This is a genomic window from Paraburkholderia sp. WC7.3g, assembly GCF_050436345.1.
GTDB lineage: Bacteria > Pseudomonadota > Gammaproteobacteria > Burkholderiales > Burkholderiaceae > Paraburkholderia > Paraburkholderia podalyriae.
In genome coordinates this window covers 1,530,878-1,555,297 of sequence record NZ_JBNDMA010000004.1, presented here as the reverse complement: position 1 = coordinate 1,555,297, position 24,420 = coordinate 1,530,878, and the positions used below count along the sequence as shown (strand labels likewise).

At 60.0% G+C, this 24,420-nt stretch carries 15 protein-coding genes and 4 pseudogenes; 11 read left to right on the top strand and 8 right to left on the bottom strand.

The genetic code is table 11. The features are described 5' to 3' along the window. Positions 1-1,132, bottom strand: a pseudogene (locus OKW43_RS40735) (IS3 family transposase). 389 nt (positions 1,133-1,521) lie between these two features. Here OKW43_RS40735 and OKW43_RS40730 point away from each other — a divergent pair. Beyond that, positions 1,522-2,691, top strand: a complete 1,170-nt coding sequence (locus OKW43_RS40730; RefSeq protein WP_429454453.1) for a hypothetical protein — start codon at positions 1,522-1,524, stop codon at positions 2,689-2,691. Positions 2,692-3,260: 569 nt separating this feature from the next. Beyond that, entirely contained in the window at positions 3,261-3,956 is a 696-nt protein-coding gene (locus tag OKW43_RS40725) for a glycine zipper 2TM domain-containing protein (RefSeq protein WP_429454451.1), read from the top strand. A gap of 460 nt (positions 3,957-4,416) precedes the next feature. Here OKW43_RS40725 and OKW43_RS40720 read toward each other — a convergent pair whose 3' ends face one another. The 4 genes from OKW43_RS40720 to OKW43_RS40705 all read right to left on the bottom strand — a co-directional run bounded on the left by OKW43_RS40720 (position 4,417) and on the right by OKW43_RS40705 (position 10,527). Further along, positions 4,417-5,127 (bottom strand): hypothetical protein, encoded by a 711-nt coding sequence (locus tag OKW43_RS40720; RefSeq protein ID WP_429454449.1) that lies wholly within the window; start codon positions 5,125-5,127, stop codon positions 4,417-4,419. A 356-nt stretch (positions 5,128-5,483) separates the two neighbouring features. Next, on the bottom strand, positions 5,484-6,161 hold the full coding sequence (locus OKW43_RS40715; protein WP_187638561.1) for a carbonic anhydrase: 678 nt from the start codon (positions 6,159-6,161) through the stop codon (positions 5,484-5,486). A 10-nt stretch (positions 6,162-6,171) separates the two neighbouring features. Further along, positions 6,172-7,494 (bottom strand): DUF2254 domain-containing protein, encoded by a 1,323-nt coding sequence (locus tag OKW43_RS40710; RefSeq protein ID WP_187638562.1) that lies wholly within the window; start codon positions 7,492-7,494, stop codon positions 6,172-6,174. 267 nt (positions 7,495-7,761) lie between these two features. Then, positions 7,762-10,527: an MGH1-like glycoside hydrolase domain-containing protein gene (locus OKW43_RS40705; protein WP_429454446.1), complete on the bottom strand. Its 2,766-nt coding sequence runs from the start codon at positions 10,525-10,527 to the stop codon at positions 7,762-7,764. Between the two features lie 298 nt (positions 10,528-10,825). On the opposite strand from OKW43_RS40705, the pseudogene OKW43_RS40700 reads away from it, so the two are divergent. The 3 pseudogenes from OKW43_RS40700 to OKW43_RS40690 all read left to right on the top strand — a co-directional run. Next, positions 10,826-11,206, top strand: a pseudogene (locus OKW43_RS40700) (dihydroxy-acid dehydratase); the annotation flags it as partial. Positions 11,207-11,291: 85 nt separating this feature from the next. Further along, positions 11,292-12,426, top strand: a pseudogene (locus OKW43_RS40695) (dihydroxy-acid dehydratase). A gap of 70 nt (positions 12,427-12,496) precedes the next feature. Further along, positions 12,497-12,694 (top strand): annotated as a pseudogene (locus OKW43_RS40690) (IS6 family transposase); the annotation flags it as partial. Between the two features lie 105 nt (positions 12,695-12,799). Here OKW43_RS40690 and OKW43_RS40685 read toward each other — a convergent pair. Next, a complete protein-coding gene (locus OKW43_RS40685; RefSeq protein ID WP_429454444.1) occupies positions 12,800-14,008 on the bottom strand; it encodes an acetyl-CoA C-acetyltransferase in 1,209 nt (402 codons plus the stop codon). A 154-nt stretch (positions 14,009-14,162) separates the two neighbouring features. Then, the gene (locus OKW43_RS40680) at positions 14,163-14,930 is read right to left on the bottom strand and encodes a 3-hydroxyacyl-CoA dehydrogenase (RefSeq protein ID WP_429454442.1); all 768 of its coding nucleotides are present in this window, start codon (positions 14,928-14,930) and stop codon (positions 14,163-14,165) included. Between the two features lie 364 nt (positions 14,931-15,294). Between OKW43_RS40680 and OKW43_RS40675 the strand changes: the two genes are divergently transcribed. The 6 genes from OKW43_RS40675 to OKW43_RS40650 all read left to right on the top strand — a co-directional run bounded on the left by OKW43_RS40675 (position 15,295) and on the right by OKW43_RS40650 (position 22,829). Continuing rightward, positions 15,295-16,317: an AraC family transcriptional regulator gene (locus tag OKW43_RS40675; RefSeq protein WP_429454440.1), complete on the top strand. Its 1,023-nt coding sequence runs from the start codon at positions 15,295-15,297 to the stop codon at positions 16,315-16,317. A gap of 291 nt (positions 16,318-16,608) precedes the next feature. Continuing rightward, the gene (locus tag OKW43_RS40670) at positions 16,609-16,848 is read left to right on the top strand and encodes a transposase (protein ID WP_187638567.1); all 240 of its coding nucleotides are present in this window, start codon (positions 16,609-16,611) and stop codon (positions 16,846-16,848) included. Positions 16,849-16,867: 19 nt separating this feature from the next. Further along, on the top strand, positions 16,868-18,559 hold the full coding sequence (locus tag OKW43_RS40665) for a tannase/feruloyl esterase family alpha/beta hydrolase (RefSeq protein ID WP_187638568.1): 1,692 nt from the start codon (positions 16,868-16,870) through the stop codon (positions 18,557-18,559). 394 nt (positions 18,560-18,953) lie between these two features. Further along, the gene (locus tag OKW43_RS40660) at positions 18,954-20,312 is read left to right on the top strand and encodes an MFS transporter (RefSeq protein ID WP_429454437.1); all 1,359 of its coding nucleotides are present in this window, start codon (positions 18,954-18,956) and stop codon (positions 20,310-20,312) included. A gap of 124 nt (positions 20,313-20,436) precedes the next feature. Continuing rightward, positions 20,437-21,162: a nitroreductase gene (locus OKW43_RS40655; protein ID WP_429454769.1), complete on the top strand. Its 726-nt coding sequence runs from the start codon at positions 20,437-20,439 to the stop codon at positions 21,160-21,162. A 14-nt stretch (positions 21,163-21,176) separates the two neighbouring features. Beyond that, complete coding sequence (locus tag OKW43_RS40650) at positions 21,177-22,829, top strand: acyl-CoA synthetase (protein ID WP_429454435.1); 1,653 nt, start codon at positions 21,177-21,179, stop codon at positions 22,827-22,829. A 525-nt stretch (positions 22,830-23,354) separates the two neighbouring features. Here OKW43_RS40650 and OKW43_RS40645 read toward each other — a convergent pair. Then, positions 23,355-24,356, bottom strand: a complete 1,002-nt coding sequence (locus tag OKW43_RS40645; protein WP_187638571.1) for an NADP-dependent oxidoreductase — start codon at positions 24,354-24,356, stop codon at positions 23,355-23,357. Positions 24,357-24,420 lie beyond the last annotated feature (64 nt).

The following is a 24,420-nucleotide window of genomic DNA, read 5'->3' as shown; positions in this document are numbered from 1 at the left end:
TCAAGCTGCCGATTTGATCGCTGGCAGCGTCGCGAAGTATGCCTCATCCGGCGTCTGATCGGACAGACTCGAATGGGGCCGTTTCTGGTTGTAAAGGTTCAGGTAATCGCCGATGGAGCGGCGTGCATGGCTGACTGATTCATAGGCTTTCAGATACACCTCTTCATATTTCACGCTGCGCCACACGCGTTCGACGAATACGTTGTCGCGCCAGGCGCCTTTGCCATCCATGGACAGGCGGATGCCCCTGCTGAGCACGGCGTCGGTGAACGCTGTCGCGGTGAACTGGCTGCCCTGGTCGGTGTTGACGATTTCAGGTTGCCCGTATTTCGCAAACGCTTCTTCCAACGCCTCGACAGCGTGCAGCGCTTCCATCGTAATCGCCACGCGGTGGGCCAGTACCTTTCGGCTGGCCCAGTCCACCACGGCGGTCAGATAGACGAAGCCGCGCGCCATCGGAATATAGCTCGTATCCAGTGCCCAGACCTGGTTTGCCCGATTGATCGTCATGCCCCGCAACAGATAAGGCCAGATCTTGTGCTTCGCATGACGGCGGCTCGTGTTCGGCTTGCAGTACAGCGCCTCAATGCCCATGCGCTTCATCAGAGTGCCGACGTGTTTGCGCCCGACCCTGATAGCTTCGCGTTTGAGCAGGCGAACCAACATTCGTGCACCGGCAAACGGGAACTCCAGATGCAATTCATCGAGCCGCCGCATCAGCTCCTGATCGGCCTCGCTGACCGGGTGCGGTTGGTTGTAGGCGCTTGAACGGGCAATGCCCACCAGCCGCACCTGCCGGCTCACCGGCAATGCGTGCTCGCGATCAATCATCGCTTTACGCTCAGCAATCCCGCCTTGCCGAGCGCGCTTTCCAAAAAATCGTTCTCCAGAGTCAATTGCCCGATCTTCGCGTGCAACGCCTTCACATCGACCGGGGGCTCGGCCGATGTCTGGCCCGTCTCGAACACTTCGGCAACACGCTCTTGCAGTTGCTTCTTCCAGTCGTGATCTGGTTCGGATGCACATCAAACTGCTGGGCCAGTTCGGCCAGCGTCTTGTCGCCCTTGAGCGCCGCGAGTGCCACCTTTGCCTTGAACGCCGGTGAGTGTGTCCGTCGGTTGCGTTTCGTCATCTTCTGGTTCCTTGTTGCCGGCCATTATGACCGACTCACGTCCCAGCTTTTCCACTTACCGACCTGTCCGGATTCTCGGCGCCACCTCTGCCTCACTACAACAAGTTGACCGTACCGCTAGGAGCGAGGTAAGCGACGGATCTCATCCGACTTGCGGAGCGAGATAGCGGCAGGCTCATTGAGCGGACCTCGCAGTGCAAGAAGTTGAGGTGAGCAAAACGTAATCTAAATCGAAAGAACTGTCATTCCCGGGAAATCAATGAAGGTTAACATCAGGTGCTGCTCATCGGCAAGACACTGCCGCCTTCGGCACGTAAGGTTCAGTTCATTAACTCGCTGTTGCGCTTCACCTTTGAAACCGCCCAGCCTTTTTAATATAGGAGTGCTTGATGCGTTTAGCCTTGACTTCACTTGCGGTTGCCGCGAGTTTGTCCCTGACTGCTTGCGGTGGAAGCGTCTCTCCTGACAGCGGCCGCGTCCAGCCCTCTACGGCCATAGCGCTACCGGCGGGCGTCAAGTCACTGGACCCGAACTACAATATCTCGGTGTTTGCGCATGGCCCGTCAACGTCGTCACTCCCTGACGATATGACGGTCTCAGCTGACGGGCAAAGTGTCTTCGTCGGCTATCAGGACGATCAGGATTCTGCCGGCAAACCAGTGGCATCCGGCAAGACGACCGGGGAAGTCATCCAATATGACCTGAATGGAAACCTATTGAAGACGTTCGCCGTGAAAGGGCATGTCGATGGTCTAGTGACGGTCGACTCCAATACCATCTGGGCGAGCTCAAACGAAGATGGCAACCCCGTGGTGTCCGTGATCAAGGTGACCGCGGGCACGGTCTCTTCCTACACGTACAACAAGACGCTCATGCCGCAATCGGGAGGGAGCGACGGCACCGGCGGTCTGGACGATATGGTCATGGTGAACGGCAGCGTGTATGTGACGCTGTCGGGCGAATTCAAGACCGCTGCGCACAATGCCACGCCGCCCGGACCGAATGCCAACCCGTTCCCGGTTATCGCACGGCTTACGATCGATCCCGATGGACAACACTTTGATCTCGACGGCGACTCTGCAACGACGACCGCTGCCGCTTACACGCTGCTCGGCAATGGAGCAGCTGTGGATAAGTTGACAGGCGCGCCGCGCACGTTGAACGTGCTCGATCCTGATTCGCTCGGCCTGGACCCGGCAGGCAATGTCATCCTGGACGATCAGGCGGGCCACTCGCTCATCACGATCGGTAACATTGGAACGCCGCAACAGAGCGTGTCGGTACTTGACCGTACCTTGAATGGAACGCCGTTCAAAGTCGACGATACGCGTTTCGCTCCGCCGACGGGAAGGTCGTTCATTCTTTTCACCGACAACGATGTGTCGAACAACATCTACCGCGTCGATTACAAGGGTGGCGCGTTCCCCGCAAACCAGGGCTACAGCACCTCAGGTAGCGTCACGGATTCGCTTCTCGCGATGGATTACTCGACCGGCAAGTTCACGACCATCGTTGCTGGCGTGCCGGGCGCGCATGGGATGCGCTTCATAAGCAACTGACACAGCCCTCCCGAGCAAAGCCACTCCGTTCACGGACTGGACGATGTCCGGATCTCCGGATGATTCGAGGCCGGTTTTTCCGGATATCCGGAGCACTCCTGCGGGCTCTGATAATCATATAGCCGGCCTCCTGTGCGTCACGTCGGTGTTCGCACCTCCGATATGCCAGCCGTTCGAGTCGAACGGAGGGGGGCCGCCTATATGATTACCAGAGCCGACGTGCCTCAAACGTTCTAAGTCCGCCGGCCGCGCGGCTCAAGTCATTGGCACCCCCAGCCCACAGCCGAGCAGATCGTCGACGATTTAGCCTTCGAGGTCGAGTGGCCGAAAATGGCCGGCTACTGCCGAATGCGGTCTACAGCAGCCGAAGCACTTTTCTCTTTCACGACTCTACCGGAGGCACGCACCGCACGCGGATCGCTTGCAGGCGCGTGACGCATCGTGGCCCGTTGGAGCGGGTGATGCCAACGCGTCCCGGCGAGCGACAACCGCTTACAAATCTCACAATAGCAGGATCCACCGGTTTGATGGCATTGGCGTTCTTGCAGGCACATACCATGGAGCCAGCAATGAACACAAACCTGCCTTCCGATTCGTCCCCGCACAGCCGCATTCATCCTCTGGTCGCCGGAGCTGCCGTTGCTGTGATTCTCGCCAGCGGCACCGGCATCGCCGCAATGACCTGTCTGCTTCCGATATCCCGGGCGGCAACGCCGCCGCTGTCGCAAACTGCAGCGGTCGCCGTCCAGCCAGCCAGCACGCCGCTCGACTCGGCTCAACCGTATGCGGAGCAACAAGGCACGCGGACCGACACGGTGAGCGAACCCCACGTTCATCACCACCATAGCAGTGCGTCGTCGCCAGCGCCCCCGTACGCGCACGACGATATTTACCGTGATGCCACCCAGCCGCCACCTCGACCGGCTGCCGTCGACCCTAATGCAGGTGAAGTCGTCGCGGTCAACGCAGTCCAAACGCAAGAGCCGACCACCGGGCTCGGCGCCGTAGGCGGTGCGGTGGCAGGCGGGCTGCTGGGCAATCAGGTTGATCAAGGGCGCGGCCGTGTTCTGGCGACGATAGCGGGTGCAGTTGGCGGTGGCCTTGCCGGTAACGGTATCGAACATGCCGTACGCAAAGATGCCACCTACCAGGTGCAAGTCAGAATGCAGGATGGCAGTTATCGAAACTTCAACTACGACACGCAGCCTACGGTTCAGGTTGGTGAGCGTGTTCGTGTCTATGGCGATTCGTTGAGTGCTTCGTAAGCACGCAGAGAATCGGAGGGCACAGCGCCTTACAAACGGTTACCAGGCTGACACTTCACGTTTATCTGCCAACTAGAGCTACACATATGGCTATGGGTACTAATACAACGACGACCGTGACAGGCACTGGCACCATGACCATGGTTGGCACAGGGGCTGGGAGCACCATCATCATCATCACGGGGACGATGACGAATAATCTGGCACTGCACCCAATTCGCGATATCGCAGCGTTGTGCTGACGACTCCGAAGCCTCGTTCTATCTGACCAGGTGCTTACGCCTTTGCTGTAACAGTGAGGGGCCCGCGATCAATGGAACGGAAGGTGCACTAAGCGCTGGCCGTTCGCTTGATCGCCTGAAGGCGGGAGACCCGCTCGATGCGCCGCTCAAAAGTGCATAAGGGCCCCTTCTCAGCCATCCAAACAGCGGGCGGCTGAATGCGGTCGACTGCGCAACCGTCAGCCGAATGCGTCCTCAACGAACGATGCATAACTCTGCGCATTGGCGAGCACGCGCGGTCCGAAATCCCTATCCTTTGCGAGCGCCCAGCATCGGCCTGGCATAAATGCCTGGTCGACGTCTATCGTCCCGGCCAGTGCATGAGTGAACTCGTGAATAAGGCCCGCGCCACGGCTAATGCTCGTTTCGTCATGAATCACCTGTGGTTCGAGACCGAAGAAGTCGATCGCCAGGTGTATGTTTATTTTCCCGTTACGGCGAACTGTCTTGAGGTCGGGGGCATAGGCCCGGACATTGGGGATGACGCTGCCGCCACCGTAATAGAGGCGCACTGGCCTCATCTGGATGCCCTTCCAGACGCATTGCAGCACCGCGCGCACCAACGCGCTTCTGGTTTGACTACCGGACAACCCCAGTTCTGAGCCGCCTTGGAATCCAAGCGCCGCGACATCCACTTTGTCGTCTGGATTACCGAAATAGCTGGTGAATGTTTCCTTGTACTGTTCCGGTATGCCGGACGAAGCGTGCAAAAGCCGCTGATGCATCAACGTCAGCAGATCGGTGGCGTTCTCGAAGGCATTTTCCGCGCCGAGGAGGAAAGCCGATTGGACACTTTCGAAGCCGAGCGACACACTGTTGAAGTTCTTCAACTGCAGACTTGGAAATCGCTTCGACTGGAAGACATCGCCCGTCGACAGAAGTATTTTCAACCGCACCACCAGTGTGAGTCAATGCCGTTGCCAACAGGCGCTGCATGCCACGTTCTGGCAACCAAAACTGCGCTTGCCACAAAGTTCGGTGATCGTATTTCGACTTCAATCACTCCCATATCTCATCTCCATGCCGACTGCGAAACATCGCCCGTTTTCATGCATGCAGATTGCGTACGCGCGCCTCTTAAGATCCGACGCATGAACTGTAGATAGCAATATTCGCGGTGACATGTTCTTCTGCCAGAAAGTGTGCGGAAGCGAACATTGAAACAGAACTTGCCGTCTGCATCGCGACGCAGGGATTGCATTGGTCGCTAGCGACATGCCGGTTCCGTTGCGGGCTTCGCAAACCGTCATCTCGCCCGTGCGGCAAGGCGCGCAACCATCCGGTCAGCCATTGTGCGATCGATGACTGCGAATGAGCGGCTCGTGCGCTCATAGGCATACATGGCGCCCGTCGCGATGTCGAACCACCAGCCGCTCAATACGAGTGCCCCGGCAGTGACTTGCTGGCGGACGATCGGGTAGGTCATCAGGTGCTCGAGTTGCACGAGTACGTTGAGTTGCGACAATTGATCGTGCGCTTTCAGGCTGTCGTCGAGCGGACCTTCCTGTTCGAGGCGAAACGCTGCGTTGTTGGCGTGGCATAGCCATTTATCGAGGTTTGGCGATTTCAGCTTGGCGTTCCTTGAGAAGACGGCCTTCATCGCGCCGCACTCCGAATGTCCACACACGACAATATTCGCGACTTTCAACACCAGCACGGCATATTCGATCGCGCTTGCCTCGGAAAGATCTCCGGTAGAGACGCCCTCCGCAGTCGCCGGTGGTATCAGATTGCCCACATTGCGCATCGTAAAGAGATCGCCGGGATGGGTTGATGCAAGCAGATCCGGCACGACCCGGCTGTCCGAGCACGTTATGAAGAGCGCATCAGGTGTCTGCGCGAGCGCGAGTTTGCTGAACTGCTGCGCGTATTGCGGCAGCATTTTCTCCCGGAACTCAACGATGCCCATGATGAGTTTTCGCATGGTTTGCCTCTCAAACGATGGGTTGCCTTGCTGTCGAGCTTTCCGAGCCTCCAAGCCCTTGCGAGTCGGGGATACGGGCCAGCGCCAGGTCCTCCGGAAATGGATGCTTCGAGCCGATCGCACGGTCCAGCAGAGTCAGCTCGACACGCAAGGCGTCGTGACGATGCTCCGGCAAGCACTGGAGGAGATTCTCTATCGCCGCGCGCTGACGCCGCGCGATCTGAATGCTGCCCGCGCCGTACTGACGTATCTCGCGGAAACTGATATGCACGAAATCTTCCCAGTTCGGCGTTCGATAGATGACGCGCACAAGTCCGGACGTATCCGTTATCTCTTCGGTGTACAAAGACCGTTTTCCGACTACACGCAATAGCCGCTGCAACTGATCGATGGCCAACACGGCCGTTGTTGGATCGTTGATCGCAGCCGACAACGCTTTCAGCGCAATATCAACAAGGATGCGAAACGCGAACATAGGATCGTGTTCCATCGTGCGTTCGGTCCCGAAAGCAACCAGTGTACGCAGCCGGTTTTCATCGATTGCGTCAGAGTCTCCGTACAAATAAAACAAGGGTTCGTCCACCGCGACAAAATCGCCGACTTGCGGCACGAATTCGATAACCGAGTTAGTGCGCCTCGCCTTGGCGACAAGTCTGTCGAGATTCACGGCCAGGACGATGCCGGATGTACCGCTATGGCGAACAATGCGGCCAGGGACGCCTCGCTCGTGGTCAAGTCTCGGCGGGGTGATTCGGCCCGTCGTTGGGTTGGGATAGACGCTTTCGATGACCGCGATCCCGTGCTCCCCAACCCGAGCCACGAGGCTTACTGGACGCAGGCATTTCGCCGCATAATCAATCAGGAAAAGAAATGCGACGACAGAAGCGAATCCGAATAGCGCTGCAATGAATACCTGAAGCTGGTGCACCTCGCTGTCGCCCATCCAGCCTAGGGTCCTGTTGGCGAACAGAAGCGTGAATACGAACAATCCCGAGATGCTGCGGATCACGTTATCGCGCAGCAATGTGGTCGCGATGATCCGCGGGGTATATTGACCGCCAGCGACCTGGATTGCGACGAGCAGCGAACCGAAGGTAAACACCAGAAACGCCAGGTCTGCGGAGACGATATCGCCGACAAGTGACCGCGCTCCAGTCATGGACAGCGCAAAAAGGCCGGTTTTCGGATCGAGGATGTCGTGTCCGATCAGCCACCTTCCGAGCATTTCAGTGAGCGGCTTTACCACGGCATAGATCGCCACCGCGACGAGCGGTACAGTCCACAGGGAAGATCTGAGGTAACTCTTTAAGCTGTACCAGCGGTTCCAGTCCATGTTTGCGCTTTTCCTACGATTCATACGGCAGCGGAGCCCGAAGCGTTCGCGGTTCGCCTTTGACCCATGTAGAGGAAACTTCCCGGTGGGGGTGCGAGCATGTCTTCGCTTACCCGTGGAGTCGGGTCTTCCGGTGGCCACGTGGACCCTCCGAAAACAATAAGACACGTGACCTTCAGGTCGGTCAATCAGACTTTGGTCCGATAGGTCGAGGACATAGAGTTTCGGGAATCGCGTCTCGATCGATTCCGGATTTTCGATGCCCGTCTATCGCGCCATCGCGGACAGCGCGTCTTCGGCGACTGGCGCGCCTGCCCGCGCGTTTTCGGCAGTGGCATCGGCCGCCACGTGGGCCAGCTTCATCAGACGCGGCTGAAGCAGCAGCGCGACGAGACCGCTCCAGCCGGTCTGGTGCGAAGCGCCGACGCCACGTCCGCTGTCGCCGTGAAAGTACTCGTGGAACAGCACGAGATCGGACGAGCGCGGGTCGGCCTGCAACAGCGGATAAGCCGTCATCACGGGCCGCACGCCGTGCTCGTCCTTGAGAAAGAGGGTAGTGACACGCCGCGCGAGACCGTCGGCGATCTCGCTGAGCGAGCACCGGTTGCCCGATCCCGTTGGATATTCGATGCAGAACTCGTCGCCGTAGTAGCGATGGAATTCATACAGCGATTCGATCAGCAGATAGTTGACGGGCATCCACACAGGCCCGCGCCAGTTCGAATTGCCGCCGAATACGCGCGAATCCGATTCGGCCGGCTGATACGCGATGCAGACGTGCGCGCCGCCATGATCGAACTCGTACGGTGTATCGCGATGCACGCGTGACAGCGCGCGCACGCCGTGATCGGACAGAAATTCGTCTTCGTCGAGCGCGCGGCGCAGCAATGCCGTCATCCGGTATCCGCGTAGTAGCGAGAGCAGCGTGGTGTTGCCTTTGCCGGGTTCGGTCCAACGCGATACGAGTTTGGCCAGATTGGGCCGGTGATCGAGAAACCACGCGAGCCGTTCTCGCAGGCCGGGCAGGTGGCCGTATATGCGTTCTTCGAGCACATGCACGGCGAACAACGGAATCAGGCCGACGATCGAGCGAACGCGCATCGGCACACGGGTTCCGTCTGGAAGATGCAGTACGTCATAAAAGAATTCGTCGTGACCGTCCCATAGCCCCGTTCTGCAACCTTCGCTGCAACCGACGGCTTCTGCGATATACAGGAAATGCTCGAAAAACTTCACCGCGATTTCGACGTACGCGTTGTTCGTCATCGCGAGCTCGAGTCCGATCTGCATCAGGTCGAGCGCATACGAGGCCATCCAGGCGGTGCCGTCCGCCTGGTCGATGCGGCCGCCCGTCGGCAGCGGGGAAGAGCGGTCGAAGATGCCGACGTTGTCTAGCCCGAGAAAGCCGCCCTGGAAGATGTTGCGGTCCTCCGCATCCTTGCGGTTGACCCACCACGAAAAGTTCAGCAGCAACTTGTGGAACATCACCTCGAGAAACTTGTGGTCACCGACGCCCGTGACTTCACGGTCGAGTTCGTACACGCGCCACGTCGCCCATGCATGAACGGGCGGATTCGCGTCGCCGAATGCCCATTCGTAGGCGGGCAACTGCCCGTTCGGATGCATGTACCGTTCCTTCACGAGCAACAGCAACTGTTTCTTCGCGAAGTCGGGGTCCATCATTGCGAACGCGGCGGCATGAAACGCGAGATCCCAGGACGCGTACCACGGGTACTCCCACTTGTCCGGCATCGATACGACGTCGCCGTTGCACATATGCCGCCAGTCGGCGTTGCGCCCGTGCCGGCGTCCTTTCGGCGGCTTCGGCTGACCGGGGTCGCCGTCGTGCCAGCGCGTCACGTCGAACTGGTAATACTGCTTCGTCCATAGCATGCCCGCGAGCGCCTGGCGTTGCACGAGCCGCGCATCGGCGTCGCTGATGTCGTGCTGGAGCGCGGCGTAAAACTCATCGGCCTCCGCGATCCGGCGCGCGAACAGCGCTTCGAAGTCGAGCGGCACGTCGTCGCCCGTGATGCCCGGTAGTGCCGCCGGACGCCAGCGCAGATACAGCACCGCGCGCTCGTGCGGCGCGAGCGACAGGGCCACATGCGCGGCGGCGCGGGTGCCCGCGTCGCGGCGTATCGCGTGCTCGTCGCCATCGACGAGGTAATCGTTGAAGCCATCCTTGAACGGGCCTGCGCCGGCGATGCCGAAAAGGCGGCGGACGTTGGTTTCGTTTTCGCAGAACAGCCATTCGATCGGCTGCGGCGCCGAGGCCGTGACGATCATCGTGCCCAGCGCGGGATTGTGCGCGATCACGCGCGCGCCCTCGGCGGACGCCGGCTCGAGCGTGAGCGACGGCTTGCCGGGCTTGCCTGACCACGCCCAGCGGTTGCGCGCCCAGAAGAGCGGCAGCACATGGAGTGGCGCGGGCTGATCCGCGCGATTTTCGACGGTTACGCGCATCACGATGTCGTCGGGTGTGTGCTTCGCGTACTCGACCCAGACGTCGAAATAGCGATCGTTGTCGAACACGCCCGTATCGAGGATTTCGTATTCGGGCTGATCGGCGCCGCGCCGGCCGTTTTCCTCGACCAGGTGCTGATACGGGTACGCATCGTGGGGGTATTTGTACAGCATCTTCATGTACGAGTGCGTCGGCGTGCCATCGACGTAGAAGTAAAGCTCCTTCACGTCCTCGCCGTGATTGCCTTGCGCATTGGTCAAGCCAAACAGCCGCTCCTTCAGGATGGGGTCGCGCCCGTTCCAGAGCGCGAGCGACACGCACCAGTCGAGCGGGTCGTTGCCGAATCCGGCAATGCCATCCTCGCCCCAGCGGTACATGCGGCTGCGCGCATGATCGTGGGGGAAATACTCCCATGCGGTTCCGTAGTCGCTGTAGTCTTCGCGAACGGTGCCCCACTGCCGGTCGCTCAGATAAGGCCCCCAGCGCCGCCAGCAGTCGAGGTCCTGGCCATGCAGGCGGAATCCTTCCGTCGAATGGAGCAGATCGTTTGCGCGTATCGATGACATGTGACCTCCCAAACCGGGATCGACCGTCGAACACGTTCAGTGCGTGAGTCCCCGCCTATCCCGTCTCGCGTGCGTCGCCGGGCGGTATCTGGATGATAGGCGTCGTTTAGACTTATCGAGGTCGGAGGCCGCCTCGTTCCTGGTTTCATCTGACGTTTTCTTTCGCTATATCCGCGCTGCATCGCCTGAACGTAAGGATTTGGAAATGAATCAAAAACCGCGTGGTCTGGACAATGGCCTGACGAACTAGGGTGATCACGACTTCGCGCGCTATCTGCGCCGGTCGTTTGCCAAATCGATGGTTTACACCGGCGAATCGCTCGACAAGCCGACCGTCGGGATCCGCACCTCGGAGAGCGGTTTCAATAACTGCCATCGCCACTTTCCCGAAATGATCAAGGCGGTCGAGCGCGGCGTGCTCGCGGCGGGCGCATTGCCGGTCGTATTTCCGATGATTTCGCTTTGCGAGGTCTTCCTTTCGCCGACTTCGCTGGTCTATCGCAATCTGATGGCGATGGCCGTCGAGGAAATGATTCGTGCCCAGCCGATGGATGCGGTGGTGACGCTCGGCGGATGCGGCAAAACCGTGCCGGCGATGTTGATGGGTGCGATCTCCGCGGAGCGGCCCGCCGACGCAATGGTGGTGGCCGGTCCAATGATGACCGGGCGACATCGCGGCGAGCGGCTTGGCGCGTGCACGGACTGCCGGCGCTTCTGGTCGAATTTCCGCGCGGGGAAAAGTCTCGGCGCAGGAGATCAAGCATGTGGAGGGGCGGCTGGCGGTCACGGCGGGAACGTGTGCGGTCATGGGCACGGCGTCGACCATGGCGCTGATCGCGGAAACGCTGGGCATGATGCTGCCCGGTTCGGCGGCGATTCCGGCCGTGCACGCGGATCGTCTGCGCAATTGCGAAGAAACCGGAGCACTGGTTGCGCGCATGGCCCTCAGTGGCGGACCGAAACCGGCCGAGATCGTGACGCCCGCGTCGGTGCGCAATGCCTTGCGCGTGCTGCTCGCGGTTTCCGGTTCGACCAGCGCCGTGATTCATCTGGCGGCGATTGCTGGTCGTATCGGACTGAAGATCGATTACGACGAGTTCAACCGGCTGTCTGATGAAACGCCCGTACTCGTGGATCTCAAGCCGGTAGGCAACGGCTACATGGGAGGATTTCCATGCAGCCGGCGGGCTGGAGGGCGTTCTGCGCGGACTGATGCCCCAACTCGATGTGACGTGTCGCGATATCGCCGGGCAGAGTCTCGAGGAGCGTTTGAACAAGCCGCTTGCCGATCCGATCGATACGGTCGTGATCCGCTCGACGGAGAAACCGGTCAGTCCCGAGGGCGGACTGATTGTTCTGAACGGTAGTCTGGCGCCCGGCGGTGCGGTTCTGAAGCGCGCCGCCGCTATTCCCGAACTGCTCGAACATGAAGGGCGTGCCGTGGTATTTACCTCGCTCGAAGATCTGGCCGCGCGCATCGACGACCCCGATCTGGACGTTCGCGCGGACGACATTCTGCAGAACGCGGGGCCGCGCAGTGCTTCAGGCATGCCCGAGGCCGGCTATCTGCCGATTCCGCAGAAACTTGCGCGGGCGGGGGTGAAGGACATGGTGAGGATTTCAGATGCGCGCATGTCGGGCACGGCGTACGGGACCAACGTGCTTCACGTGACGCCAGAAGCGGCGCTCGGTGGCCCGCTGGCGGTGGTGCGCAACGGCGATCGGATCCGGCTCTCGGCGCGGGACAAGCGGATCGATCTACTGGTCGACGAGGTCGAGCTGGCGCATCGTGCCACTGAGATTCGTCCAGCGGAAGGGACATATGCGCGCGGTTATCAGCGTCTTTATCACACCAGCGCCACCATCGGGATCGGCAACGCAAACGAAAGAACGACCTGACTGATCACCAGCGCCTGGGTGGCATTCACGCCGAGGCCGACTACCAGGAACGCCGGCATCATGGTCACCACGCGAGCGCCGGATGCGAGGGTTTCGCTTGCCCGAACGCACGCAGTCATTCCTGTCGTGCTTCGGTCCGATCCGCCAGCACTTCGCGTTCAAGCGTCATCTGCTGAGCGCCTCGCTCTATCGCAAACAGCTCGCCGCGCGATTTGAAGCGTGGCGTCTCTTCATCGGCATTGCCCAAGCTCCGTCCACCGTGTTCTGAGACACGACTGTCCTTGCCGATATCTCGTCATGGAGTCAGCAACGTGACAGCGCCCGACGGAGGGTAGCGGCTATTGGATCTACTCCCAAGTAGCAACGATGTCGTTCAGACGACCTCGATCGCCAAGGCCGTGGCCTCGCCACCGCCGATGCACAGGCCCGCCACGCCACGCCTGACACCGCGGTGGCGAAGCGCCCCCAGCAACGTCACGATGAGGCGAGCGCCCGTCGCGCCGATCGGATGACCCAGCGCGCAGGCACCACCATGCACATTCACCCGCTCGTGCGGCAGCGACAGTTCGCGCATCGCGGCCATGACCACCACAGCGAAGGCCTCGTTGATCTCCCACAAGTCGACATCGTCGACCTGCCATCCCACCTTGATGAGCAGCTTCTGAATCGCGCCCACGGGTGCAGTAGTGAACCAGGCCGGTTCCTGTGAGTGCGTGGCGTGTCCATGGATAACCGCCAGCGGCGCCAGTCCACGCTCGCGTGCGGTGGACTCGCGCATCATCACCAACGCCGCTGCACCATCGGAGATCGAACTGGAGTTGGCCGCCGTGACGGTGCCGTCCTTGCCGAAGGCGGGCTTGAGGGTGGGGATTTTGTCCAGTTGTGCCTTCGCCGGCGCTGCGTCGTCGTCGACGAGTTTCTCGCCGCTGCGGCCGGGCACGGTCACCGGCGTAATTTCCCACCGGAACAGGCCGTCGCGCTGTGCCTGCTTTGCACGCACCGTGGAGGTTAAAGCGTAGGCGTCCTGCTCCTCACGCGTGAAGCCGAAGTGGCGCGCGCAGTCATCGGCGAAGGTACCCATCAGGCGGCCGTCGGAGGCCGAGCCGTAGTGGTCCTCCAGTCCATCGAAGAACAGGTGGTCCAGCACCTGACCGTGCCCGAGGCGCTGGCCCGAGCGAGCCTTGGGCAGCAGGTACGGCGCGTTGCTCATGGATTCCATGCCACCGGCCACGATCACCTGTTGACTGCCGGCCAGCAGCAGGTCGTGCGCCAGCATGGCGGCCTTCATGCCGGAGCCGCAGACCTTGTTGACTGTTGTACAGCCCGCCGACAGCGGCAACCCGGCGCCCAGCGCCGCTTGACGTGCGGGCGCCTGGCCCAGGCCAGCGGGCAGCACGCAGCCCATCAGTATTTCGTCTACAGCTTCCGGCTGCAGCCCGGCCCGCTGCACAGCGGCACGGATCGCGTTGGCGCCCAGCTGCGGCGCCGTCAGCGAGGCGAAGTCGCCCTGGAAGGCACCCAGCGGCGTGCGTGCGGCACCGACGATGACGACGGGATCATCGGAAGTTGAAGAGGTAGGCATGCGAGTCTCCATCCGCCGCTCAATGGCGGCGTTGCAAGGGGGTGAGGAAAGATATCGGCCTGGCCGAACCTGGCTGACCATGTTCGGGCTCGGCGACTCAAGTCAGGCGCAGCGAGCGGCTGCAAGCATCACGATGACTGCTCCGCACGCCGTATCATCTGGCCGCCATGCGGATGGCGCCATCAAGGCGAATCACCTCGCCGTTGAGGTAGGTGTTTCCTACGATATGCAGCGCGAGCTCCGCGAATTCGTCGGGTCGTCCGAGGCGCGCGGGAAAAGGCACCATCTTTCCGAGCGCGTCCTGCACTTCCGTAGGCATGCCTTTGAGCATTGGCGTCTCCATGATCCCAGGGGCGATGGCGACCACGCGAATGCCGTGGCGCGCCAATTCGCGCGCGATGGGCAGCGTCATCGCCACCACGCCACCCTTGGAGGCAGCGTAGCCCGCTTGCCCGATCTGGCCATCGAAGGCCGCGACTGAAGCGGTGTTGATAATGATTCCACGCTCGCCATCGGCGTCGGGCATGTTCTCGATCATGCAGGCTGCGGCCAGCCGGACCATGTTGAAGGCGCCGATCAGGTTGATCTGAACGGTGCGCGCGAAACTCTCGAGCCGATGCGGGCCTTCGCGGCCAAGCACTTTCTCGGCAGGTGCAACGCCAGCGCAATTAATCAGGCCGTGGAGCGTGCCAAAGGTGTCGCGGAACGCGGCCAATGCATGCTCCGCGCTGACGGCATCGCACACGTCCGCCCTGATGAAGCGGGCATTGGAGCCTAGTTCCGCCGCCAGCGCGGCACCCGCGTCCTGGTCCAGGTCTACCAGCAGCACTCTGGCACCGCCCGCGACAAGGCGGCGTGCCGTGGCGGCGCCGAGACCGGAACCGCCGCCTGTCACGACGAAACCTTTATCCTGAACCTGCATTTCCCTCTCCTGAGTGTTGGCTCCGACGCACAGCGCACCCGGGCGATAAGCCTGCCAGCACGGACCGGGAACTCGTCGGTGCGCCCTCGAGCGCCCATTTGTATGGCCGGCACGTTGCTGCACGGCCGGCGCCGGCAAAGCTACGTTCGCGATGATCCACTGGCTGGTTATCGTAAGCGGCACCTTTGAGTTGGCCCATGTCCATAGACCTCGACATGCATGAACCTTTTGGACATATCGAAAAGGTCGCCGATCTCGGCAACAATGCATGCTGGCGAAAGACCGCCGGCGCCCAGCCGTCCCACGTTTCAATTGCGCCTTGCAACGATTAACATCAGTGCACCTTGATAGGCGGAACCTGACCATGCATGACGCTCAAGACAAGGGCACGACTTCCATCAGCCTGGTGCGTGAAGCGATTCTGGTCGCTACGCAACGTAATCTGGATGTGCCCGTAGCACTACAGCATGCCGGCATCCCGGCAGAATTGTTGAATGCCCCGAGAGCCCGCGTGCCCGCGCTAGCCTTTTCGCGATTGTGGGCGGCTCTGGCGGAGCTGATGGACGACGAGTTTTTCGGTCTGGACAGCCACCCACTTCGCCGGGGCAGTTACGCGCTGATGTGCCACGCGGTGCTGCATGCAGAAAGCCTGGAACACGCGCTGCGTCGCATGCTGAAGTTTCTGCGCGTGGTTCTCGACGACATTCATGGGGAGCTACGCTGCGAAGGCGAGCATGCACTGATCGTCCTGCATGATGATGGGCTCACGCGCCGCCTGTTTGCCTACGGGACGTGGTTCATCCTCGTGCACGGCCTTGCGTGCTGGTTGGCACGCAGACGGATTCCGCTGATCGAGATGAGATTTCGCGCTTCCGCACCAATCGATGACAGCGACTATCGCATGCGCTTTTGCGAGGATGTAACGTTCGCCGCAGAGGAGACCCTGATTCGGTTCGATCGCAGTTTCCTCGACCTCAAACTGACGGAGACGGAAACGAGCCTGCGCGCATTCCTGCAGGGGGCACCAGCAAACATCCTGGTGAAGTACCGTAACGAATCCAGCACTACTGCCCTGATAAGGCGCCGGTTGCGCAACCAGATTCCCGACGACTGGCCCGACCTCGAGACGCTATCGCAGTTACTCAATCAGTCCTCGGCCACGCTGCAGCGCCGCCTGGTGGCCGAGGGCACCAACTACCGGCAACTGAAAGACGAATTGCGCCGCGACATCGCTATCGACCTGTTTTCGAGCAGTTCTCTCACGGTCGCTGAAGTCGCTGCACGGACCGGATTTCAGGAGACCAGTGCGTTTCATAGGGCCTTCAGGAAGTGGACGGGGGCCAGCCCCGGAATGTACCGCCATGGCAAGGCGACTTCTTCGGTGTAGAACTGCGACGGTAGTCACGGCGCAGTTGGCTCGTACATATTTGTTCGCAGCCCTGATCGGTCGGCAGATTCGAGTCCCGTTTTCAGACTGTGCGCCGCGCAAAGCTGAGTTCGCACACTCAGGCCACTCAAGCACAACCAGTCCCGCCTGATCGGATTGCGCATAGGCGTGCGACTCCGGAACCCACACCACTGACACGCAGCCGACCCTCAGGGCGATGGTTAATCGCGTGCAAACGCCGAAGAAAGAGCAGCCTGTCTACAGACCTCATTCAAATTGAGGTCGGCGGACATGGAACGCCATTTGAACCAGGCTGACACTGCAGTCGCGTGTGGCGCCAGGGTCACGTCCAGTTGCAGGAAGTACAGGACCGGTCCCGTAGCGGCCACGCACCTGGTTGCTGCGGTAAGAGAAGTGAAGCGTTACCGGAGTCCAAAGGATGTGGCGCGTCGTTTCGCACAAACGCCTCACGAGCATAGCAGCGGAAGAAAGGAAAAATCGCCCGGAATCGGAAAGTTCATACGGCGGTGACAACTATACGGAGACGAGAATGCAAATTCAGTTAAGAAGCGGCCGAAGCTGGGAAACAACGAGTGCCTTGTTACTGGTTTCAACTGTTGCGATATCGGGCTGCGGCGGCGGCCATGACTCCCCCTCTGCAAATGCCGCGGTGAAGACGCCAGCCGCGATGTGCAGTGCGTTGGCTGGCATGACCGTTCCGGCCGCCTCGATCGGGTTGCCGACAACCGGTGCCACTGTCGTATCAGCGACGCTCGTCGCCGATACGGATTCCGGCAACACCAATGGCGAATATTGTAAAGTGTTAGGCAGTATTCATCCGGTGGAATTCAATGCGCCAGATATTCGCGCGGAGGTGGACCTTCCGACTAACTTCAACGGCAAATCCGTTCACTTTGGCGGCGGAGGGTTTGACGGCGCTATCCCCGATACGGAAGGCTCTCCTCTCGATGGTTTCCTGGTCGGCGCAGAGCCAGCAGGCGTCACTACGCCGCTGCGCAGAGGTTACGTGACTCTGGGAAGCGACAGCGGGCATGAGGGAACGAGCTTCGATGGTCAGTTCGCAGAAAACGATGAGGCACTCGCTAATTACGCAGGCGACCACATCAAGAAGACGCATGATTTTGCGGCGTACATCGCAAAGACACGTTATGGCTCGGCCTTTGTGCACAGCTATTTTATTGGTGGATCGGGCGGCGGACGACAAGGCCTGATCGCCGCGCAACGATTTCCACAGGACTACGACGGTATCATTTCGACATTTCCCGCGTCGGGAATTACGGGACTATGGCTCCAGATGGGCAGGATCTCGCGATCGCTCCTGGCGCCAGGAGGATACGTCACCCCGGCTAAAGGCAAGGCACTTCTGGCCGCAGTCATGGAACAATGTGACGCTTTGGATGGCGTGGCTGACGGCATTGTTAGTAACCCTTCAGCGTGCGTGTTCGATCCAAAGCAGATTCGCTGCCCCGGCGGAGTCGACACCGGTGACACGTGCCTGTCCGACGCGCAAATCAATACAATGTCCACCGCTGGGACACCGCTTACTTTCAGCTTTGATCTGGCGAACGGAATTCAAACTTTTCCACCATACAACGTATTCGCCGGTGCGGACTTTTGGTCAAACTCGTTGGCTTGGGGCGCGTCAGCCACCGATGCCACAATCGAACCCGGGGTCTTCGGAAAAAGCGCGTTTTATTACACGTTCTCCAATGACATGCTCCGATTTGCGGTCGCTCGCGATCCTGGCTTGAGCATTCTCAATTTCGACCCTACCAGCCCGGGACCGCTTGCCGCGCGTATCCAGGCGGTGAGCGCGCTCATGGATAGCACGAGCACTGACTTGACTCAATTCCAAAGTCGCGGTGGCAAGATCATTCTCCAACATGGACAATCAGACCAGTTCATTCCAGCTCAACTGTCGATTGACTACTATAACCGTCTGGTATCCAGGTTCGGGCAGGGGCCACTGGGTCAGTTTCTGAAATTTTACCTGGTACCGGGCGCGGCGCATGGTTCCGGCGGACAGTTCGGTGGTTCATACGATGGTCTGACGGCACTGGATAACTGGGTCACGAAAGGGATCGAGCCTCATAATCTCACTATCACCGATCTTGCTCCGCCAGCCGCTGGACGTACCCGACCCATGTGCGAGTACCCACAGTGGCCAAAATACGTCGGTGGCGACCAGAATATTGCAACCAGCTTCGTGTGTTCGAACTAGTCGGGCTGGCAGCTCGCCCGTTCATAGCGGCTGGCAGCGTCGGTTACGGCCACCCTGCCAGCACTAACCCGACCGGGCGCATACGGTCCACCGCCTGCGCCTTGGTTACAGCCGGTCCGCCAACACATTCCTTTGAAACGGCAAGTCCAGCGAACGACTTCGTTCAAGGTCGCGCCGGGATCCGCCGGCTGCGCGGAAATGCCGGCGAACGCAGGTGTCCGGCGACCTCATCAGAATTGAAGTTGATGGACATGGACTACCCGCTTCGTCCGCCCGACACTGGCTACAGCACCGTACCCAAGGTCTGTCGGAGTCGCGGCAAAGGCCGCGTCATCGGGAGCGCAATTTGGAGTCGCGTGGACCTCACGCACGACATAAAACCGACGGAGACAAAATGAACCAGATAGACGTGCACTCGCTCGCGGGTGAGGCGAGATTCAATGGCTTTCACACCCTGATCCTGTTCTGGTGTCTGTTGATGTTGATACTCGACGGCTACGATCTTGCCGTTGTGGGCGCAGCGCTGCCATCCATCATGAAGGACATGGGCATTGACGCGACCAGGGCTGGCATCATGGCCGGATCGGCACTTTTTGGCGTGATGCTCGGGGCCATTTTCCTTGGTACGCTGGCTGACCGTTTCGGCCGACCAATGATGATCTGTGTTTGCGTCGCGCTGTTCAGCGTTTTTACCGCAGCGGCTGGATTGACCAGCGATCCCATCGCCTTCAGCATGACGCGATTCATCGCTGGCCTGGGCATTGGCGGGGTCTTGCCAATTGTCACCGCACAGATGGGAGAATTTTCGCCGAACGCCCTGCGCACGCGGTTGGTGACGCTGGTGTTCGCGGGGTATTCCATTGGCGGAATTCTCGTGGCGCTGACTGCAAAGCAGCTTATCGGCAGCTACGGCTGGCAATCCGTCTTTTTTGCCGCAGGCCTGCCTGTCCTGCTGATTCCGTTCATCATCAAAACGATGCCCCATTCGATGTCCTTCCTGGTTAAAAGCGGCCAGCATGAAGAACTGCGCGCCGTGGTGAAGCGGTTGGTGCCCGACTGTCCGATGAGCGGTCAGGAGCACTTTGCCGGATCTTCGGCGGATAAAAGCAAGGACGCTTCGGTGCGACGCCTCTTCCAGGATGGGCGGGGCTTCAGTACGACGATGATCTGGGTCGCGTTCATGACCGGCCTTTTCATGGTCTACGCACTCAGTTCCTGGTTGACCAAGCTGATGGCAATGGCTGGATTCAGCCTGGGTTCAGCTTTGAACTTCGTGATCGTCTTCAACGTCGGCGCCATCGCCGGTGCGATTTTTGGTGGTTGGCTCAGCGACAAGGTCAACATCAGGAGGGTGCTGATTGCGTTTTACGTCGTCGGGGCGGTTGCGCTGTCGCTGATGGGCTACACGAAGTCGACCGTGTCGTTGTTTGTCGTCGTATTCGTTGTCGGCGCATCGACGCTTGGTACGCAACTGCTTGCCTATGCTTATGCGGGTGACTTCTATCCTCATGCGATCCGGTCTACCGGTGTTGGCTTTGCTTCTGGCGTGGGCCGGATCGGCGCCATCGTGGCACCGGTGCTCATCGGTTGGCTCGTTTCCCTGAAGCTGCCGCTTGAACAGAACTTCATGGCAATCGGTCTGGCTGGCCTCATCGGTGCGGCGGCGGTGACGCTGATCAACCAGACACGTGCCGACTCATTCCGCTCAGCCGGCGCGCCTGTCGCCGTAGTTCAGGGTAGCGCAGGGCGCTGAGGTCTCTACCATACGCGGCTTCATGGCCGAGGTTCGTTCGTGTGAAGAGCGCGGCTGTTACGGACTCTCCGCCCGAAAAAACACCAAGTCCAGGTCGCAGCAAATTTTCAACATGCCGAAAAAAATGGACCGTCTATCTCCTCCTCCTTTCAGCTCGTTTGCCGACGTCAGCCGAGCCGTCGACTGGGCACTCGTCACCCGGCGCAGCGTCCGTGCTTTCCTGCCCATACCGGTTCCGCGCGAGGAAGTCGAGTCCATCCTCGACGTTGCGCGGTTCAGCGCAACCGGCGTCAACATCCAGCCCTGGCATGTGCATGTTGTGACAGGCACGATGAAGTCCCGCCTGTCTGCTGCCATCAACGAGATCAATGATGATCCTGCACGAAGTTCAGACCTGGAGGAGCCCTACGATTACTACCCGCGCGAATGGATCGCGCCGTATGTGGACCGCCGGCGGGAGGTCGGTTGGAATCTGTACGGCCTGCTGGGCATCCAGAAGGGGGACAAGGAGCGGATGCACGTCCAGCACGGCCGCAACTACAGCTTCTTTGATGCGCCCGTAGGCCTGTTTTTCACGGTTGACCGGGTCATGCGTGAAGGAAGTCTTCTGGACACCGGCATGTTCCTGCAAAGCGTCATGATCGCTGCCCGGGCGCGGGGCCTCGACACCTGCCCGCAGGCGGCTTTCAACAAGTTCCACCGTGTCATCGCTGACGAACTGTCCATTCCCGACAATCACATGTTGGTCTGCGGCATGAGCCTGGGTTATGCGGATCCCAGTTGCATCGAGAACTCGCTCGTCACGGAGCGCAGCCCAGTCGGCGATTTCACTACTTTCTACGAAGAATGAACGGAGACAAAGTCATGAGTGCAAAGGCCTATTCTCAAGGACTTGAGAAGAACGCGGCAAACCACGTTCCATTGACGCCATTGACCTTCCTCGATCGAACCGCCGATGTCTATCCGGATCGGACCGCGATCATTCATGGCGACTTCCGCCAGACGTGGGCCGAAACCCGCGAGCGTTGCTATCGCCTTGCGTCGGCGCTCGCTCAGTTGGGGATCGAACCGGGCGATACCGTGTCGATCATCGCGCCCAACACGCCTGCCATGCTTGAGGCTCACTTTGGCGTGCCTCTGTCAGGGGCTGTGCTCAATGCCGTCAATTGCCGCCTCGATTCGGACGGTGTCGCATTCATTCTGGGCCACGGTGAATGCAAGCTCCTGCTTGTAGATCGCGAATTTGCTCCGCTGGTCGAGAAAGCATTGCAGTCGGTTTCCAACCCTCCGCGCGTGATCGACATCAACGATCACGAAGCGCCTGACGGCCCCGCCATCGGGGAAACTGACTATGAGTCGCTGCTGGCGAGCGGCGATCCGGCATTTGCCGGTCGCCACCCGGTCGATGAGTGGACGCCCATTGCCCTGAATTACACGTCGGGTACAACCGGGGATCCGAAGGGCGTCGTTCCCAGCCACCGCAGCACCTACCTGATGAGCCTGTTGCAGATGACGAACTGGCCGCTCCCGCGCGCGCCGGTTTATTTGTGGACGCTTCCCATGTTCCATGCGAATGGCTGGTGCTTCACATGGGCGATTACCGCCGCGGCCGGAACGCATGTATGCCTGCGCAAGGTCAATGCTGCCAATGTTCTTTCTGCCATCGTCAGACATGGCGTCGATCACTTTTGTGCGGCGCCAATCGTCCTGTCCGGCCTCGCAAGCGTGCCTCATTCAGAACGGCAGCCGCTGCCGCGCCGGGTGCGGGTTCTAACAGCCGGCTCGCCGGCGCCAGCCGCTGTTCTCGAGGCCGTTGGCGCGATGGGTTTCGATGTCGACCACGTCTTTGGGATTACTGAGATTTCCGGCACTCCGATCAGCTGTGCATGGCATGACGAGTGGGACGCGTTGCCGCCGGAGCAGCAAGGGAAATTGAAAGCGCGGCAAGGTGTACGTGCGGCAGCGTTCGAAAAAATGTCGGTCGCCGATCCTGAGACGCTCGAGACGGTGTCTGCCGACAGCAAGTCTTGCGGTGAGGTCATGGTTCGGGGGAATACGGTGATGATGGGATATCTGAAGAATCCCGACGCAACCGCAAAGGCCTTCGCCGGCGGCTGGTTCCATACTGGAGATCTGGCCGTCGTCCATCCTGACGGCTATATCCAGATCACGGACCGCTCCAAGGACGTGATCATCTCCGGTGGGGAGAACATTTCGTCTGTCGAAGTGGAGGAGGTCATCTACCGCATGCCGGGCGTCCTGAACGCGGCCGTGGTCGCGCAGCCTGATGACAAATGGGGCGAGACTCCTTGTGCATTCATCGAGCTGAAGCCGGATGCGCTGAACACTACCGAGGAGGATGTGATTTCGTTCTGTCGTGAACGACTGGCGCATTTCAAGTGCCCGCGTCGGGTGATTTTCGGCGAATTACCGAAGACGGCGACCGGAAAAATCCAGAAGTTCCGCCTGCGGGAACAAGCGGGCAGTCGGGCAGCAATCACGAGACTGGCGGGATAAAGATGTCGGGATACTGAACGCGCTACGGACCGTCACGTGCGAACACAGTGAAGCGGGGCAATGGCCGCGCGCATGCGCAAATGCGCTGATCATGGTGCTTAAAGTGGAGGGTAGAGCGTGTAAAGCTCCTCGGGCCTAGGTTCGATGCCGGCCCCTATGCATTCCTTGAGGGGCCGGTGTCGGAGCCAGCTAACGGGCATCAAACGCGAACGCATCGAAAGGTGGCAGCACCAAGCCAATAGCCGCACAAGCGGATACATGAATTGCTATTGCGTTTGCGTTCGAAGTTGTATCAGCTTTAGGCTGCGGTTGACGATTCGTGCAGGGCTTGGGCGTTGAAGTCGATAATCAGGAGATCTGAGCCGCCGACTTTGAGCAGGGCGACACCACGCGGAAAGTATGGCGGTGACGTCAGCGTTGTGTCCGTGCAGGAGCCCAGGGATTTCTGATCTGCTTGTCTGCAGGCGTACGGACAGGCCTGCTTTTAGATGTGGCAAGCTCATCCGCAGTCGAACATTTGGCACTTCACCTGATCTTGACGACAACTTTGCCCTTCGCGCGTCCGAGGGCCAGGTATTCAAGCGCTTCCTTTGCCTGCTCGAAGGAAAATACCTTGTCAATCACAGGACGGATGCGGTCTGACTTGAGCAGCTCGCCAATTTCGGACAGTTGGCTACCATCGGGGCGCACGAACAGGAATGAGTAAGTGACGTTCCGCTTTCTCGCGAGCCGTATGATCTTGCGGCTCATTAGCCCGAATACAAATCTCAGAATAAAGTTCAGCCGGCGAGCGCGGGCGAACGCTGCATCCAGCGGACCGATGAGAGAGACAATCTTGCCCCCCGGCTTGAGGATGCCGATGGATTTTTCAATCGCGTCACCCCTGATCGTGCCGAGCACCACGTCGTAGCCGCGCAGCACTTTCTCGAATTCCTGCTTCTTGTAGTCGATCACCTCGTCTGCGCCCAGGCTGCTCACGAGTTGAACATTTCCGGTGCTGGTATTCGTTGCCACCTTGGCGCCAAAGTGTTTTGCCAGCTGGATCGCGAATGTGCCAATACCGCCGGACCCCGCAGGGATGAACACCTTCTGACCCGCCTGGAGATTGGCGCGCTCCTTCAGGGCTTGCCACGAAGTGAGCCCGACCATTGGAATCGAGGCCACCTGCACAAAGCCCAGATTAACCGGCTTCAGCGCTGCGGCGCTCTCCGGCACCACTGCAAATTCGGCGATCGATCCTGTGCCAAGATCGAACAGGCTGGCAAAAATGGCATCGCCTTTCTTGAAGCGTGTCACGCGGCTGCCAACCTCGGTCACAATGCCGGCAAGATCGCTACCGAGCGTGGCCGGTAGCTGGAACTTCAAGACGGGCTTGAATATTCCCGTCGGAATCATGTTGTCGATCGGGTTCAATCCCGCAGCGTGGACCTCCACCAGCAGTTCGTCTGGTTTTAGCGTGGGGCGGGCGACCTCGGCGAACCCGATCTCGGGCGACTTGCCATAGCGTTTGAATGTAAGTGCTTTCATGTTGATGCGATTCCGGTTTGTCGTTGTATCGCGAGGGGGGCTGAGAACCTCATCGTCGGCGAAC

Bases quoted from the DNA above. Each gene is read 5' to 3' on its own strand.
- OKW43_RS40725 (WP_429454451.1), top strand. From the start codon at position 3,261: ATGAACACAAACCTGCCTTCCGATTCGTCCCCGCACAGCCGCATTCAT.
- OKW43_RS40675 (WP_429454440.1), top strand. From the start codon at position 15,295: ATGCATGACGCTCAAGACAAGGGCACGACTTCCATCAGCCTGGTGCGT.
- OKW43_RS40730 (WP_429454453.1), top strand. From the start codon at position 1,522: ATGCGTTTAGCCTTGACTTCACTTGCGGTTGCCGCGAGTTTGTCCCTG.
- OKW43_RS40645 (WP_187638571.1), bottom strand. From the start codon at position 24,356: ATGAAAGCACTTACATTCAAACGCTATGGCAAGTCGCCCGAGATCGGG.
- OKW43_RS40655 (WP_429454769.1), top strand. From the start codon at position 20,437: ATGGACCGTCTATCTCCTCCTCCTTTCAGCTCGTTTGCCGACGTCAGC.
- OKW43_RS40650 (WP_429454435.1), top strand. From the start codon at position 21,177: ATGAGTGCAAAGGCCTATTCTCAAGGACTTGAGAAGAACGCGGCAAAC.
- OKW43_RS40685 (WP_429454444.1), bottom strand. From the start codon at position 14,008: ATGCCTACCTCTTCAACTTCCGATGATCCCGTCGTCATCGTCGGTGCC.
- OKW43_RS40665 (WP_187638568.1), top strand. From the start codon at position 16,868: ATGCAAATTCAGTTAAGAAGCGGCCGAAGCTGGGAAACAACGAGTGCC.
- OKW43_RS40680 (WP_429454442.1), bottom strand. From the start codon at position 14,930: ATGCAGGTTCAGGATAAAGGTTTCGTCGTGACAGGCGGCGGTTCCGGT.
- OKW43_RS40715 (WP_187638561.1), bottom strand. From the start codon at position 6,161: ATGCGAAAACTCATCATGGGCATCGTTGAGTTCCGGGAGAAAATGCTG.
- OKW43_RS40705 (WP_429454446.1), bottom strand. From the start codon at position 10,527: ATGTCATCGATACGCGCAAACGATCTGCTCCATTCGACGGAAGGATTC.
- OKW43_RS40710 (WP_187638562.1), bottom strand. From the start codon at position 7,494: ATGGACTGGAACCGCTGGTACAGCTTAAAGAGTTACCTCAGATCTTCC.
- OKW43_RS40660 (WP_429454437.1), top strand. From the start codon at position 18,954: ATGAACCAGATAGACGTGCACTCGCTCGCGGGTGAGGCGAGATTCAAT.
- OKW43_RS40670 (WP_187638567.1), top strand. From the start codon at position 16,609: ATGGAACGCCATTTGAACCAGGCTGACACTGCAGTCGCGTGTGGCGCC.